The organism is Streptomyces sp. NPDC055400 (assembly GCF_053644375.1).
The window spans coordinates 287,751-303,089 of the sequence record NZ_JBSHLM010000009.1 but is presented as its reverse complement, the minus strand read 5'-3'; the positions used below and the strand labels follow the sequence as shown (position 1 = coordinate 303,089).

14 protein-coding genes and 1 pseudogene are annotated in these 15,339 nt (G+C 69.5%); 10 read left to right on the top strand and 5 right to left on the bottom strand.

Going from position 1 to position 15,339, the window contains the following annotated elements; all coding sequences use genetic code 11:
* Positions 1-144 precede the first annotated feature (144 nt).
* From ACWIGU_RS24840 to ACWIGU_RS24810, 7 genes are all read left to right on the top strand, one after another.
* Positions 145-1,179 (top strand): sodium-dependent transporter, encoded by a 1,035-nt coding sequence (locus ACWIGU_RS24840; protein ID WP_454403897.1) that lies wholly within the window; start codon positions 145-147, stop codon positions 1,177-1,179.
* Positions 1,180-1,371: 192 nt separating this feature from the next.
* Positions 1,372-2,310 (top strand): ATP-binding cassette domain-containing protein, encoded by a 939-nt coding sequence (locus ACWIGU_RS24835; RefSeq protein ID WP_454403896.1) that lies wholly within the window; start codon positions 1,372-1,374, stop codon positions 2,308-2,310.
* Positions 2,307-3,158 (top strand): ABC transporter permease, encoded by an 852-nt coding sequence (locus ACWIGU_RS24830; RefSeq protein ID WP_454403895.1) that lies wholly within the window; start codon positions 2,307-2,309, stop codon positions 3,156-3,158. The genes ACWIGU_RS24835 and ACWIGU_RS24830 overlap by 4 nt, the downstream gene beginning before the upstream one ends.
* A gap of 70 nt (positions 3,159-3,228) precedes the next feature.
* A complete protein-coding gene (locus tag ACWIGU_RS24825) occupies positions 3,229-4,512 on the top strand; it encodes a sensor histidine kinase (protein WP_454403894.1) in 1,284 nt (427 codons plus the stop codon).
* Positions 4,509-5,177 (top strand): response regulator, encoded by a 669-nt coding sequence (locus ACWIGU_RS24820; protein ID WP_454403893.1) that lies wholly within the window; start codon positions 4,509-4,511, stop codon positions 5,175-5,177. Before ACWIGU_RS24825 ends, ACWIGU_RS24820 begins: the two co-directional genes overlap by 4 nt.
* 149 nt (positions 5,178-5,326) lie before the next feature.
* Positions 5,327-5,761 (top strand): VOC family protein, encoded by a 435-nt coding sequence (locus ACWIGU_RS24815; protein WP_454403892.1) that lies wholly within the window; start codon positions 5,327-5,329, stop codon positions 5,759-5,761.
* 123 nt (positions 5,762-5,884) lie between these two features.
* Positions 5,885-6,856, top strand: coding sequence for an SDR family NAD(P)-dependent oxidoreductase (locus tag ACWIGU_RS24810; RefSeq protein ID WP_454403891.1), 972 nt, complete (start codon positions 5,885-5,887; stop codon positions 6,854-6,856).
* A gap of 82 nt (positions 6,857-6,938) precedes the next feature.
* Here ACWIGU_RS24810 and ACWIGU_RS24805 read toward each other — a convergent pair.
* Positions 6,939-7,111, bottom strand: a pseudogene (locus ACWIGU_RS24805) (GNAT family N-acetyltransferase); the annotation flags it as partial.
* A gap of 326 nt (positions 7,112-7,437) precedes the next feature.
* Between ACWIGU_RS24805 and ACWIGU_RS24800 the strand changes: the two are divergent.
* Together ACWIGU_RS24800 and ACWIGU_RS24795 are read left to right on the top strand one after the other, a co-directional pair.
* Positions 7,438-9,666: a penicillin acylase family protein gene (locus ACWIGU_RS24800; protein WP_454403890.1), complete on the top strand. Its 2,229-nt coding sequence runs from the start codon at positions 7,438-7,440 to the stop codon at positions 9,664-9,666.
* Positions 9,667-9,913: 247 nt separating this feature from the next.
* On the top strand, positions 9,914-10,831 hold the full coding sequence (locus ACWIGU_RS24795) for an NADP-dependent oxidoreductase (protein ID WP_454403889.1): 918 nt from the start codon (positions 9,914-9,916) through the stop codon (positions 10,829-10,831).
* 328 nt (positions 10,832-11,159) lie between these two features.
* Here the strand turns inward: ACWIGU_RS24795 and ACWIGU_RS24790 are convergent, their stop codons facing one another.
* The 3 genes from ACWIGU_RS24790 to ACWIGU_RS24780 all read right to left on the bottom strand — a co-directional run bounded on the left by ACWIGU_RS24790 (position 11,160) and on the right by ACWIGU_RS24780 (position 13,129).
* Positions 11,160-11,381 carry a helix-turn-helix domain-containing protein gene (locus tag ACWIGU_RS24790; protein WP_454403888.1) on the bottom strand — a complete coding sequence of 74 codons (222 nt, stop codon included), beginning with the start codon at positions 11,379-11,381 and terminating at the stop codon, positions 11,160-11,162.
* 148 nt (positions 11,382-11,529) lie between these two features.
* Positions 11,530-12,186, bottom strand: a complete 657-nt coding sequence (locus tag ACWIGU_RS24785) for a YceI family protein (protein WP_454403887.1) — start codon at positions 12,184-12,186, stop codon at positions 11,530-11,532.
* A 241-nt stretch (positions 12,187-12,427) separates the two neighbouring features.
* Positions 12,428-13,129: a 2-phosphosulfolactate phosphatase gene (locus ACWIGU_RS24780; RefSeq protein ID WP_454403886.1), complete on the bottom strand. Its 702-nt coding sequence runs from the start codon at positions 13,127-13,129 to the stop codon at positions 12,428-12,430.
* 306 nt (positions 13,130-13,435) lie between these two features.
* Here ACWIGU_RS24780 and ACWIGU_RS24775 point away from each other — a divergent pair, with 306 nt between their 5' ends.
* Positions 13,436-14,893, top strand: coding sequence for an amidase (locus ACWIGU_RS24775; protein ID WP_454404021.1), 1,458 nt, complete (start codon positions 13,436-13,438; stop codon positions 14,891-14,893).
* A 38-nt stretch (positions 14,894-14,931) separates the two neighbouring features.
* Here the strand turns inward: ACWIGU_RS24775 and ACWIGU_RS24770 are convergent, their stop codons facing one another.
* On the bottom strand, positions 14,932-15,303 hold the full coding sequence (locus tag ACWIGU_RS24770) for a winged helix-turn-helix transcriptional regulator (protein WP_454403885.1): 372 nt from the start codon (positions 15,301-15,303) through the stop codon (positions 14,932-14,934).
* Positions 15,304-15,339 lie beyond the last annotated feature (36 nt).

Genomic DNA, 15,339 nt, shown 5'->3' with positions numbered 1-15,339 from the left:
CGATTCACGGGAGCACCATGGGCGGAATGAACAGCTGTCCGGCCCGCCGCATACCGGCGTTCCTTCCCGCCCCTGCTCCTGCGACGGAAGAATGCCGCCCTGAACCCCCGAAGCGCCGCAAGGACTGACAGGACGACCGGCTGGTTGCGAAGCCGGCTCGGCCGCGGAGTCGTCCTGTCCTACGCAGTTGCCCTGCTCCTGCCGGGCCCCGGACTGTGGCTGCGCCGAGCTCACTCCCTGCCGTTCGGCGCGCCAGGCCGGCTGTCCTTGGCCACCGCACCGCTCCTGCTGTCCCTGGTGCTCTTCTCGGCCGGACTCCAGGTTCCGGCGGGCACGCTGGGGACCCTGTTGCGCCGCCCGATCGCGCTGCTGGCCGGGCTCGTTCTGCACCTGGCGATTCCGCTGCTGGCCATCCCCGCCGTCGCGTTCCTGCTGCGCCGGACGCCCGACACCGACGGCGGCAGCGGCCTGGTCACCGCGATGATCCTCATCGTTGCCATGCCCGTCGCCGCCGGGTCGACCGTGTGGACCGGCAAGGGCGGCGGCGACCAGCCGACCATGGTCGGGCTCGTCCTCGCGTCCACCCTCCTCAGTCCGCTCACCATTCCTGTGGTCACCAGCGCCCTGGTGCCGCTGCTCGGAGGCGGTTACGCCGACAGACTCACCAGGGCCCTGCACGCCGTCGACGGCGGATTCGCCCTGGTCGGTGTGGTCCTGCCGTGCGCCGCGGGCATCCTGTGCCGCCTGGCGCTGCCGGCGCCGTGGCTGCGCCGGATCGTCGGCATCGGCGTACCCGTTGCCCTGGTCGGCTCACTCCTGCTCACCTACGTCAACGCCTGCGGCGCCCTCGGCTCGTTCCCGGCCCGCCCGCGACCGCTGCTGCTGCCCGCCGCGCTGGCCGTGGCGGCCGGCGTCTGCCTGCTGTCGTTCATGGTCGGCCGCGGAGCCGCACGTCTGCTGGGACTGGACGCTCCTGCGGCATCGTCACTCACGCTCGCGTGCGGCATGAACAACAGCAGCGCGAGCGCGGTCCTGATCACCACCACACTTCCCGACAAACCGCACCTGCTCCTGCCGGTCCTGGCCTACGGACTGCTGCAGAAGACGGCCGCCGGCCGAGTCGTCCGCAGACAGCGGATACGCACCAACGGCACGCACTCCGTGGCGCGCACCTCCTGACCAGCGGTCGGCAGGGACAGCAACCGCAAAGTCGCCGGGCGCGCACAGTGCCGGGGCGTAGTACCCCGGTACCACCCGCCTGGCTCCCTTCAGCCCCCGGTACCACCGGATCGGGGACATCGCGGTCTTAGCGTTGCGAAGGAGGCGTCAGGCGTTTCCGACGCCTCAGCCCGAAGAAGAAGAGAGAAGCGAATGATCGACGCACAGCAGCTCACCAAGAGGTACGGGGAGAAGACAGCCGTCGACGGTCTCGACTTCACGGTGAAGCCGGGCACGGTGACCGGCTTCCTGGGACCCAACGGAGCGGGCAAGTCCACGACCATGCGCATGGTCATCGGGCTCGACGCGCCGACGAGGGGTTCCGTGACGGTGAACGGCCACCGCTACGCCCGACACCGGGCACCCTTGCAGGAGGTCGGAGCGCTTCTGGAGGCCAAGTCGATCCACCCGGGCCGCTCGGCAAGCAACCACCTCCGGGCACTCGCGCTCACCCACGGCATTCCGCGCCGCCGCGTCGACGAGGTCATCGAACTCGCCGGTCTCGGCAGCGTCGCGAAGAAGCGGGCCGGTGCCTTCTCTCTCGGCATGGGGCAGCGGCTCGGCATCGCCGCCGCGCTGCTGGGCGATCCGCAGACGGTGATGCTGGACGAGCCCGTCAACGGTCTGGACCCCGAGGGAGTGCTCTGGATCCGCAACCTGCTGACATCGCTCGCGGCGGAGGGGCGGACGGTGTTCGTGTCCTCGCACCTGATGAGTGAGGTCGCCCTGGTGGCTGACCACCTGATCATCGTCGGCAGGGGACAGCTGCTGGCCGACACGACCGTACGGGACCTCGTCCGCGAAGCGGGCGGTGACACCGTGAAGGTCGCGACGCAGGACCCGACCATGCTGCGGGACGTGCTGTCCGGGCCTGGCGTGGAGGTCACCGGCCGCGTCGGATCCGAGGAACTGCAGGTGACCGGGATGACCGCCCGCGCGATCGGGCTGAAGGCGGCCGAGCACGGAATCCCCCTGTTCGAGCTGACCGCGAAGGCGGTGTCGCTGGAGGAAGCCTTCATGGAACTGACCAGGGACGCCGTGGAGTACCACGGTTCCACGACCGGCGCCGACACCTTCGGGAGCACAGCATGAGCACCCTCACGGCAACCCCCGAGACCCCCGGGAGCGCCCAGGCCACTCCGGGCGGGCCCGTCTACCGGGTGACCGGACGGCGTGTGCTGTCCTCGGAGTGGGCCAAACTCTGGTCCGTGCGCTCGACCTGGATCACTCTCGGTCTGGGCCTGCTGTTCCTCGTCGCCTTCGGTCTCATCGCCGCGAGCCACTACAAGACCGAGATCGGCTCCGGCCGTCCGATGGAACGTGACTTCGGCTCCGCGACGGCCTTGAGCCTGTCCCTCTTCGGCACGAACTTCGCCCAGCTGGCCCTCGGCGTACTCGGTGTGCTGGTCACAGCGGGCGAGTACTCCACCGGCATGATCCGCTCGACCCTGGCCGCGGTGCCGCGTCGGCTCCCCGTGCTGTGGTCCAAGGCGGTCGTGTACGGGCTGGTCGCGCTCGTGATCGCCACGGTCGGCGCTTTCGTCGCCTTCCTCGTCGGAAGCAGGATCGTCTCCGGCACGCCCGCTGCCATGGGCCTCGGCCACGCCGGCGTCGTGCGCAGCCTGCTGGGCGCCGGGCTCTACCTGGGCCTGGTCGGTGTGATCGGCACCGCCTTGGGCGCGCTGCTGCGGTCGGTGGCGGGCGGCATCTCGGTCCTGGTCGCCACCCTCATGCTCGTCCCAGGGCTGATCTCCCTACTGCCCAGTTCGTGGCAGGGCGACATCGACCCGTACCTCCCGAGCAACGCGGGCGAGGCGATGTTCGCCCTGGCGCACGACTCCGCCAGCCTGTCGCCGACCGCCGGGCTCCTGGTCTTCCTCGGCTGGACGGCGCTGGCGCTGGCCGGGGCGGCGTACCGGCTGCTTCGCAGCGACGTCTGAGCCGTTGCCTTCGCATCACGGGCAGGACCCGCGTCAAGGCCCGGACCCGCATCATGGGCTGGTGAACTCCGTGACCACTGAAGACCTCGGCGGGATGGGGCCGCTCGTCGCTCGGTTCGGCCGGGCCGGCGAGCGGCTACGGCGCGCCGACCAGGCCCGTCCGTGGGTGCTGGACACCGCGGTCGTGGTCCTGGTCTTCCTGGTGTTCTGCCTGCCCGACCTGCTGCACCAGGGCGTTGGGGACGGAGACGGTCCGCGCCGGTTCCGCCTGGTGTTCACCCAGCTCCCCACGGTCGGGGTGCTGGCGCTGCAGGCCGGATTGGTGCTGCCGCTGCTGTGGCGGCGGCGATCGCCCGCGGTGGCCTTCGGCGCGGTCACGGCCGTGTTCGTCCTGCAGTGGTCTCTCGGTGCCGCACTCCGCGCGGATGTCGCCCTCTTCGTAGCCCTGTACAGCCTGGCCCTGCACGGGCGGCTGCGACAACTGCCGTGGGCGTGCGCGGTCATGGCGGGTGCGCTGGGCCTGGTCGCGGCGCGGGTCTCGTCGGCGGTGTCGCTCTGGGACGCGCTCTTCTTTCTCCTCAGCACGGCGACCGCGGCCCTCGCGCTCGGTCTGATGATCCGGATCCGGCGGGCCCAGCTGGCCGGACTGCGGGACCGTGCGGCCCGGCTGGAGATCGAACGCGACCAGCGCGGCCGGCTCGCCGTCGCGGCCGAACGGACACGGGTGTCGCGCGAGATGCACGACATCGTCGGCCACAACCTGTCGGTCATCATCACACTCGCAGACGCGGGCGCCTATGCCACGGCCGTCGCACCGGAACGGGGCACGGAGGCCCTGCACCTCATCGGCGACACCGGCCGTCAGGCCCTCGGCGAACTGCGGCGCCTGCTCGGCGTGCTGCGCGAGGCGGACGGCCCGCGCACCGAGCCCGAGCTGAGCCCGCAGCCCGGACTCGCGGACATCGACGCGCTGTGCGAGGGGGTGCGTGCTGCCGGCCTGAAGGTGATCTACCGTACCGCCGGTGACATCGACGCCCTCGACAGCGGCGTACAGCTGACCGTCTACCGCATCGTGCAGGAGGCCCTGACGAACACCCTGAAGCACGCGGGCGCCCATGCCCGTGCGAACCTGGCGATCGTCGTCGAGGACAAGCGGCTGACCATAACCGTCCAGGACTCCGGCCCACCCGCTCCGGCCGGCCGGCGGGGACCGGCGAACGAGGAAGGACACGGCCTGGTGGGCATGCGCGAACGAGCGGCTCTCTACGGCGGACACATCAACGCCGGTCCCGCCGGCGCGGGATGGGCCGTGCGGGCCGAACTCAACCTCGCTCCCCAGGACGGTGCCCGATGACCACCGTGCTCGTCGTGGACGATCAGCCCCTCCAGCGGTACGGCCTCCGCATGCTCCTCGACTCCGTGCCCGAGACAGAGGTGGTCGGCGAGGCCGCGCACGGAGCCGACGCCGTGCGCAAGGCCGCCGAACTCCGCCCCGACGTCGTCCTGATGGACGTACGCATGCCGGGCATGGACGGCATCGAGGCCACGCGCCGCATCGTCGCGACGGGCGACCGCTCCCGCGTCCTCGTCATGACCACCTTTGACCTCGACGAGTACGTCTACGCGGCCCTGCGTGCCGGAGCCAGCGGCTTCCTCCTCAAGGACGCCCGTCCCGACGAACTCCTGGCCGGCATCCGCGCCGTGGCCGTGGGAGACGCGGTGATCGCTCCGGCGCTCACGCGCCGCCTGCTGTACGAGTTCGCCCAACTCGTGCCGTCCGGCGCGAACGGATCCGCCGAGGACGCGAAGCTGAGCTCGCTCACCGACCGCGAACGCGAGATCCTCGTAGCCATCGGCAAGGGCTGGACCAACGGCGAGATCGCCACCCGCTTCGTCCTGTCGGAGTCCACGGTCAAGACCCATGTCGGCCGCGTCCTGTCCAAGATCGGTGCGCGCGACCGCATCCAGGCGGTGATCTTCGCCTATGACCACGGCCTGGCCCGGCCCCATGGGGGCTGAGCCGACGGGCCGGCGATGCCGTCAGTGACGGCGGTGCGGGCGGCTGTTGTCCGGGCAGCACCTCCCAGTGCCCTGGATCAGCCGTGGTCAGTGCCAGGCGGCCATGGAGGCTCCCGGGCAAGCGCTGAAGCACGTGCTAGCTTCCGCGCATGGAACAACGCGTCAGTCTGATCACTCTGGCTGTTGCCGACCTGGGGCGCTCCCGGGCGTTCTACGAGAGCCTGGGCTGGCGGGGACAAGAGGTCGAAGAGACCGTCTTCTTCCAGGCAGGTGGCCTCGGGCTCGTCCTGTGGGGCCGCGACAAGCTCGCACTCGACTGCGGCCTCGACAGCGCTGACGGGACAGGCTTCGGCGGCATCGTCCTGGCGCACAACATGCGCTCCCCGCAGGATGTGGACGCGCTCCTCACCGCAGCACAGCAGGCCGGAGGCACCATCACCAAGCCGGCCCGGGCAACGCCCTACGGCGGCTATGCGGGGTGCTTCGCCGACCCTGACGGACACCTGTGGGAGATCGCCCACAACCCGGGCTTCCCCCTGGCCGAAGACGGCTCCCTGACCATCCCGGCCTTCGGATCTCCGTAGCCTCGTGTGCGGGGGGCATGGTTCGTCCGTCCGGTCGGGGCCGCTTCCCCGATCGGGCCTGTTCAGACCGCGTCCGCGGGGTGGGCTTGACCTCGAGTGCACTCGAATTCGTACCGTGCCCTCATGAGCGACAGCAGCACACCGCAGCACAAGATCGGTTCGGGTTTCGGCGCCCAGAGCTCCGCCGACGATGTCCTCGCGGGCATCGATCTCACGGGTCGGCTCGCCCTGGTGACGGGAGGCTACTCGGGCATCGGCGCCGAGACCACACGCGCACTGGCGAAGGCCGGCGCCCGGGTCGTGGTCCCGGCCCGCCGGGTCGGCGCGGCACAGGAGAACCTGGCCGGGATCGACGGCGTCGAGGTGGAAGAAATGGACCTCGGCGACCTGGACAGTGTGCGCGCCTTCGCCGAGCGTTTCCTTGCCACGGGCCGGCCCCTGGACATCGTCATCGACAGCGCGGGGATCATGGCCTGCCCCGAGACCCGCGTCGGGCCGGGCTGGGAGGCCCAGTTCGCCACCAACCACCTCGGCCACTTCGCCCTCGTCAACCGCCTTTGGCCGGCGCTCGAGCCGGGTGGCGCCCGCGTCGTCTCGGTCTCCTCGACCGGCCACCATGCCTCCGGTATCCGCTGGGACGACGTTCACTGGCGCCACGGCTATGACAAGTGGGAGGCGTACGGCCAGGCCAAGACGGCGAACGCGCTGTTCGCCGTGGAACTCGACCGCCGCGGCCGGGGTCTGGGCGTGCGGGCCTTCTCGCTGCACCCCGGTGGCATCTTGACGCCCCTTCAGCGGCATCTGCCGACGCAGGAGATGGTCGAGCGGGGCTGGATCGACGAGGACGGCAACCTGCTCCACCCCGAGGCGTTCAAGACGCCGCAGCAGGGCGCGGCCACGCAGGTCTGGGCGGCGACCTCCCCCCAGCTGGACGGCATGGGCGGCGTCTACCTGGAGGACTGCGACATCGCCGAGCCCGCCCCGGCGGACGGCTCCCGGGTCGGCGTCAAGGAGTGGGCCACGGACCCGGAGCAAGCGGCCCGCCTGTGGGCACTGTCCGCCGAACTGACGGGCGTGGACGCGTTCGCCGCCTGAGAGATGCCGTCGCACCCTTACGCGAAGCCAGGACCAACCCCGCCGCCACGCCCGTTGCACCTGTGCCACTGACCGCGGCTCGAAGGCCCCTCCGCATGAGAACGCACATCGTCTCGTGGCTACGGATCGACCCGTCGGGCCCTTCCTCGTACCAGGCGTCCGGCTCCCGGCCGTACGGGACACAGCCCAAGCGTTCGTACAGGGCACGGGCCCGGGGTTGCCTTCCTCCACTGCGAGTTCGGCCCTGCGCAGCCCGGCCCCCACCCCCTGGAGAAACGACTCCTTCGGCGACGGGTGGGCCAGCCGCTCCCCACCGGACGAAGTACTTCCGATTGCAGCGGGGTGAAGCCTTGTCAGGGGGCTGCTTCCTGGATAGGACTGTCCGCGTAGGTGATCACCGGAACGTGCGTGTGCCGTCCGGGGGTCACCTCGGTCAGTGGGTGCCGGCTGCGCGGTGGGTGGTGACGATCAGGGTGACGGCCGAAGGCGTCAGAGCATTGGGGCCGGCACGTGGACCACCGCTCGCCACACCGGGTGAAGCCGAACGATCCCCTGATCCTCGAAGGAGAGTGGAGCAACTCATGAGCCATGCGCAGAACTCCGGGGTGAGCCGGCGCCGCGTCCTGGGCGGAGCGGCCGGGCTGGCCGCCGCTGCGGCGGGGCTGCAGACCGGCACCGCGTTTGCGAGCCCGGCACTGCCCGACGAGGCCCGTCGGCGCAGACACGCGGACCGGGTCACGATCACCCGGGACGACTGGGGTGTTTCCCACATCGTGGGCGAGACCGATGCCGACGCGGTGTTCGGGATGATGTACGCCCAGGCGGAGGACGACTTCAACCGGATCGAGCAGAATTACCTCGTCGCCCTGGGCCGTCTCGCCGAGGCCGAGGGCGAGAGCGCGATATGGCAGGACCTGCGCCAGCGGCTGTTCCTCGACCCGGAGAAGCTGAAGAAGGACTACGCCAAGTGCCCTGTGTGGCTGCGCGCGTTGATGCGGGCCTGGGCGGACGGACTCAACCACTACCTCGCGACACACCCCGAGGTGCGACCGCGTGTGCTCGACCGGTTCGAGCCGTGGATGCCGCTCAGCTTCTCCGAAGGCAGCATCGGAGGTGACATCGAGTCGGTGCTGCTCACCCAGCTCGAAGCGTTCTACGACAAGCGTGACGTTCCGATGACCGACGCGGAACGCGGCCTCGTGCAGCGCGAACCCACGGGGTCCAACGGCTTCGCGATCGCACCCAGCCACACGCGGGACGGCCACGCACTGCTGCTGATCAACCCGCACACCAACTTCTTCTTCCGCGCGGAACAGCATGTGACGAGCCGCGAGGGACTCAACGCCTACGGTGCCGCCACCTGGGGACAGTTCTTCATCTACCAGGGCTTCAACGCGGAGACGGGGTGGATGCACACGTCGAGCGGTGTCGACAACATCGACGAGTTCGCCGAGACGATCGTGGCAGGGGCCGACGGAGCCCGTTCCTACCGTTACGGCGACGAACTGCGACCCGTCACGACGAAGAAGATCACGCTCTCCTTCCGGACCGATGACGGAGGGCGGCAGGAGCGCACCTTCACGACGTACGCGACGCACCACGGCCCGATCGTGCGCGAGACGGACGGCAAGTGGATCGCGTGTGCGCTGATGAACAAGCCCGTCGAGGCGCTCCAGCAGAGCTTCCTGCGCACCACGACGCGGGACTATGCGGGCTATCTCCGGGTCGCGGGCCTCAAGGCGAACAGCTCGAACAACACGCTCTTCGCGGACTCGAAGGGCGAGATCGCCTTCCTGATGCCGCAGTTCATGCCGGTGAGGGACGACCGGTTCGACTATCTCAAGCCTGTCAGCGGCAGTGACCCGGCGACCGACTGGCGTGGACTGCACAGCCTGGACAGCATGCCGCAGGCTGTGAATCCGAAGAACGGCTGGGCGTTCAACACCAACAACTGGCCCTGGACCGCCGCCGGCGCGGACAGCCCCGACAAGGCCGACTATCCGCGCTACTTCGACCGCTTCGGTGAGAACCCGCGCGGGCCGCAGGCCGTCCGGGTACTGAGCGCGCGCGACGACTTCACCCCGCAGACGTTGATCGAGGCCGCGTTCGACCCTTATCTCACCGCCTTCGCGCGGCTGCTGCCGGGGCTCGTGGCGGCGTGGGACCAACTGCCCGAAGGGAGCGCGCGGAAGGAGAAGCTGGCCGGTCCGATCGGTCTGCTGCGCGACTGGGATCACCGGTGGTCCGCTGATTCGACTGCGACGTCGGTGGCCGTGTTCTGGGGCGAAGACACGTGGGCGCTCACCTCCCAGGCGGCGGCGGACGCCGGAATGTCGGTGTGGGACTACATCGCCGACCGTGCCACGAACGCGCAGAAGCTCGCAGCCCTCGAGACGGCGGTGCAGCGGCTTCAGCGGGACTTCGGCAGCTGGCAGGTGCCGTGGGGTGACATCAATCGCTACCAGCGCAACGACGCCGCGATCGTGCAGGAGTTCAGCGACGACAAGCCCAGCATCCCGGTGCCCTTCACCTCCTCGCGCTGGGGCTCGCTCGCCTCGTTCGGCGCGAGGGCCTACCCGGGAACCAAGCGTTACTACGGCACCAGTGGCAACAGTTTCGTGGCGGTCGTGGAGTTCGGGCCGCGACTTCGCGCCTGGGCGGTGACGGCGGGCGGAGTGAGCGGACACCCCGACTCGCCGCACTTCGGCGACCAGGCCGAACGCTATGCGCGGGGTGCCCTGCGGCCCGTCTACTTCTATCCCGAGGATCTCGCCGGGCACGTCGAGCGGAGGTACCGGCCCGGCACGTGACCGGTCGCCCGGGAACGGGGGCGAGGGGCGGCAGGGGGCTGAACGGGCTCACGGAACCGCGTACGGGCGCCCGCCGGGCCCTGGTCCCCGTTCCCTGGCGGCAGTCCGTGCCCGGCCGCCCAGTTACGCACTGCCGGGAAGTCAGCACCGTTCCTGCGTCGTTGAAGGCGATGGCGCGGTCGACGTGTGGCAACCCGCGCGTGGCCGTCCAGGACCTGTCCGAACGACGAAACGCGGTGATCACGCCATGAAGGCAGTGCGGTTCCACGAGTACGGCGAGATCGATGTGCTGAGGGTGGAGGAGGTGGAGCGCCCGGCGCCCGGCCCCGGGCAGGTGCTGGTCGAGGTACGCGCGGCCGGGATCCAGCCCGGCGAGGTGATGATCCGCAAGGGCGCCCGGCACGAACGCTGGCCTGCCGCGTTCCCCTCCGGGCAGGGCAGCGACCTGGCCGGCGCTGTGGTGGAGGTCGGTGCGCAGGTGCGCGGCTTCACAGTGGGCGATGACGTCCTGGGCTTCACCCACAACAGAGCGAGCCACGCGGAGTTCGTCGTGGTCGACGACGTGAACGTGGTCTCCCGTCCGGAGGGCCTGCCATGGGACGTGGCGGGGTCGTTGTACGTGGCCGGTACGACCGCGTACGCCACCGTGTTCGCGGTCGACCCCGGGCCGGCCGACACGGTCGTGGTGTCCGGTGCGGCGGGCGGCGTCGGGTCGCTTGCCGTGCAACTCGCACGGCGGCGCGGCGCCACGGTGATCGGCCTTGCGAGCGAGCGAAACCATGCCTGGCTGAAGGACCGTGGCGTCATTCCGGTCGAGTACGGGGAAGGCGCGGCCGAGCGGATCCGGCAGGCCGCCGGCGGGAACGTCGACGCGTTCATCGACACGTTCGGCGACGGCTACGTGGAGATGGCAGTGGGGTTGGGCGTGCGGCCCGAGCGGATCAACACGATCCGGGATTGGCAGGCCGCGGCCAGAGTCGGTGCGCGGACATACGGAGAAGGCTCGGCGGCATGCGCGGTGGTGCTCGGTGAGCTGGCCCGGCTTGCCGCGTGCGGGGAGTTGGAGGTGCCGATCGCCCGCACCTACCCGCTGGAGCGGGTGCGAGACGCGTTCCGCGAGCTGGAACGGGGGCACACCCACGGCAAGATCGTGCTCCGTCCGTAGCCCCGGCTGCCTGGGGGCGACCATCGAGCAGGTCCCCCGTAGGAGCATCAACGCAGTGTCCCCGCCGGCAACCAGATGACTCCCCGTCAAGTGGTCGTCGGCGGGCCTCACCCTGGCCGACGTCTCGGGGACTGGGCCTGGTCGCCTGGTACTCACTGATCCACATTCCTGACGACGGAATCAGCTCGGTACTTGACTTGCGCCGAGTGCTTCGGCCCGGTGGGCTGCTGCTCGGCTTCCATGTCGACGACGACGTCTGCGGGCCCCAAGGGCCCGACGCCAGCCGCCAGGTCATCACGAACGCCCCGGGGTACCGACCCGAAAAGCGTCAGTCCGTGTGACGCGGATGCAGCCGTGTCTCGATGTCGTCCGCTGCCTCTCGGTATTCGATGGGCGCCACCCCCAGCGTCTGCCGGAACGCCCGGCGCATGCTCTCCGATGAGCCGAACCCGGCCGCCTGCGCGATGTGTTCGACCGGGTCGCCGCCGCCCTCGAGCAGGGCGCGGGCCTGCCGATTCGCTGCCGACGTTTCTGCCGACCTGTTCAGCATCCGTCGCGAAGGCGGCGCGCGCCATGGCCGTACGGCCGGGTATGCCACAGATACGGACATCGGGCGGACGGGCGGACGGGTGGTGGGTCCAGGTGGGTCGGCGGGGCGGACGGATCGGCAGCGAGGGCTTTCGTGCGGGGTGGTGCGGCTAGGCGATGGGTGTGGAGCGGATGGCGGAGATGTCGAACTGGAGCCGGACTTTTTCGCTGACCATGGTGCCGCCTGCTTCGAGGCGTTGGTTGTAGACGAGGCCCCATTGGGTGCGGTCGATGGTGGTGGTGGCGTCGAAGCCGGCTCGTTCGTAGCCGAAGGGGTCGAGGACGGAGCCGAGGTAGTCGAGTTGGAGTTCGACGGGCCGGGTGACGGCGCGGATGGTGAGGTCGCCCGTCATGCGGAAGGTTTCTGCGCCTTCGTGGGTGGTGGAGGTGCTGCGGAAGGTCATCTCCGGGTGGCGGCGGGCGTCGAAGAAGTCGGTGCCGATGAGGTGGGCGTCGCGTTGTTCGACGCCGGTGTCGACGCTGGCGACGCGGATGGTGATCTCGGCGCGGGACTGGGAGGGGCGGGCTCCGTCGAAGTACAGGGTGCTGTCGTAGTCGGTGAAGGCGCCGCGGACGGTGGTGACCATGGCGTGGCGTACGGAGAAGCCGATGCGGCTGTGGGGGCGGTCGATGGTCCATTGCCCGGTCAGTGCGCGAAGGGCGGGGTCGAGCGCGGGGCCGGTGGTGTCGTCGGGGAAGGGTGTGCGGGGGCCGACGGCGGGTGTCGGCTCGGTGGTCGCGCTCTGGCGACGGCTGAAGATACCCATGCGGTCGTTGCCCTCCTCGTTTTTGATTACTCCGTGTTATCACGGTGTGGGGAGGGTGTGGTCGGGGAGATGGGTGGCCTCGTCCGATATCTCTGTCGCGGCCTGCAAAGATGCACAGGATCGACCCAGGATCGTCATGAGTGTGGATGTACTGTCCGGCGGTACGTCGTCACGTTGAGTCGCCGCACGGTTCGGTGAAGTGGCGAGGTCGGCGACCGTGGCGAACAGTGCGCGACAGCGATCAGGCCGAAGCCTCGTCGGTCAGCGACGGCACCGCGCACGGACGGAGGATCATGAGCGAGTCTTCCAAGGTCGCCACCATGGCAAAGGGGAACCGGTCGAGCTCGAGGCACAGTTCGACGTCATCAGGATGGACTCCCTGACGCACGCCCTCCGCCAGCTCGGCGGCGGCGCGCGACTCGCCGGCGCGGCGAAGGAACTCAGCTGCATCCGTTCCAGCCCCGGTGGCCCTGCGAGCGATGTATTGAGCGCACGCCAGATCTTCATCGGCTTGACCGTCCTCGCCAGTGACCACGAACGTGACACCGTCGCACTCGCGTATCCGCAAGAGCCGAGCCGTTGCCTCCGCCACCACGAAGCCGGCGCACAGCACCAGCGACGCCTCCTTGACCGCAAGGGCGCCGACGGTCCCTGCCGTGGTCTTCTGCACAACGGTCCGTCCGCCGAGGTCAATGGACCGCAGCAGGCCCGGCGAGTTGACGGCGTCGAACCCGGGCGCGGGCGGACCGTCTTTGAGCGTCGCCCAATCCGGGTGGCGTGCCTTGAGCGCCAGGGCTTCCTCCAGTGACTCAGCAAGAACGATCTTTTCCGCTCCCTGGGCAAAGGCCCAGGCAGCCACCGTGAAAGCGCGCATGACGTCGACTACGACCGCCACGGACGGGGCTTCGACCAGCTCGGAGATGCCAAGGAAATGAGCGTCCATCCGGTCATGATCGCGTACGCCCGACCCGAAGCACCCGGACAGTGATGCGCATCACGTCGACGGTCTCGGAATGCAACAACTCCGGCTGCCCACGTCGCGAAAGCAGCGCGCAACGACAGAGGCCCGGGGCCCCACCGAGCCCTGACTCGTCATCAGGGCCCGCCCATCGGGCTTGACCCATGCGACAGCCATAGAGGGAAGGAGAGACTCCTGCAGCCCTGAGTATTGCTGGGTATTGAGACGTCAAACCCCGTTGCGCGAAACGGTATTTCGTGGCCCTTCCTATTGGCCGATACGGTCGGATTCATGGAGTGGAATTCTCAGTCAGCCGAAAAACTTGTGGCTGCCTTGCGTGCCGGTGAAGTGACCTCGGCGGAACTGACCGACGAGGCGATCACCCGTATCGAGCGGGACGACAAGGCGATCAATGCGATCTGTGTGCCGGACTTCGACCGTGCACGGGCCGCCGCGCGCGGTGCCGATCAGGCGCGCGCCCGCGGTGAGGACCGGCCGCTGCTCGGCATTCCGGTTACGGTCAAAGAGTCCTACAACATAGCCGGGCTGCCCACGACTTGGGGCATGCCGCTCCACCGGGACTACATGCCGGCCGAGGACGCGGTGCAGGTGTCTCGGCTCAAGTCCGCAGGCGCGGTGGTGCTCGGTAAGACCAATGTGCCCTTGGGACTGCAAGATGTGCAGAGCTTCAACGAGATCCACGGCACCACCAACAACCCGTGGGATCACGGTCGTACGTCGGGCGGATCCTCCGGCGGCTCGGCGGCGGCCCTGGCGTCCGGATTCGGCGCGCTGTCCATCGGCTCCGACCTCGCCGGCTCGTTGCGCACCCCCGCGCATTTCTGCGGCATTTACGCGCACAAGCCGACACTCGGGCTGGCGGCGAGCCGCGGCATGGTCCCGCCGCCCGGGCCGGCCCTGCCGGTCGAGCACGACCTCGCCGTCGTCGGTCCGATGGCACGCACCGCTCGCGACCTCACGCTCCTGCTCGACGTCATGGCCGGACCGGATCCGCTGACGCTCGGTGTGGCGCACGAGTTGGCCCTGCCGCCCGCGCGCCACGAGCGCCTTGGCGACTTCCGGGTCCTGGTCCTTGACGATCATCCACTCATTCCGACCGGGTCCGCCGTGCGGGCGGGCGTGAACCGGGTGGCCGACGCGCTTGTCGACGGCGGTGCCCGCGTCGAGCGGGACAGTCCGCTGCTTCCCGATCTGACCGAAGCCGCGATGCTCTACACGCAGTTGCTGTTTTCGAGCTCCGTTGCACGTTTCCCCGTCGAAGCGTACGAGCAGCTGCGGACCCGCGCCGCCGGACTGAGCGCGGACGACCGGAGACTCGAAGCGGCGCGGCTGCGCGGCATGGTGCTCAGCCACCGCGACTGGATCGAGGCGAACAGCCGTCGCGAGCTCCACCGCCACGGCTGGCGGCAGCTCTTCGCCGAGTTCGACGCCGTGGTGTGTCCCATCACGCCGACTCCCGCGTTCCCGCACGACCACAACCCCGATCCGAGAGAACGCCGGATCGACATCGACGGCGTCGAGTACCCGTACTTCGACCAGCTCGTCTGGGCCGGTCTGCCCACCATGCCAGGTCTGCCCGCCACCGCCGTTCCGGCGGGCCGGTCTCCCGAGGGTCTGCCGGTGGGAGTGCAGCTCATCGGTCCGATGTACGAGGACCGCACCCCGCTGCGACTTGCCGAGCTGCTGGAGCAGCAGATCGGCGGCTTCCAGGCACCGGCACCGGCATAGGGCGTGTGGGGGCGGCGACCAGGAAGCCGCCCCCATGCTCAGCCCTTTGAGGTCTCGGCTACGTCGACCGTTTCGGAGCCCTCGCGACGCATCCGCTCAGCCCCCCAGGCACCGAGCGGACCGAGCGCCTGATTGAGCGTGCGCCCGTGCCCAGTGAGGGAATACTCCACCCGCGGCGGCACCTCGGCGTAGACCTCCCTGTGCACGAGTCCGTCCGCCTCCATCTCACGAAGATGCTGCGTCAGCATCTTCTCGCTCACTCCCGGCAGACCGCGACGGAGCGCGGCGAAGCGGCGTACGCCATGGGCATCGAGTTCCCAGAGGATCAGTCCCTTCCATTTGCCGCTCACCACGTCGAGCGCGGCGTCGATGCCGCAGATGTAAGGCCCGCTTCTCGGCGCCACGGCCATCACTGATCCCCTTACGAAAAGGTAAGTACCGCAGAA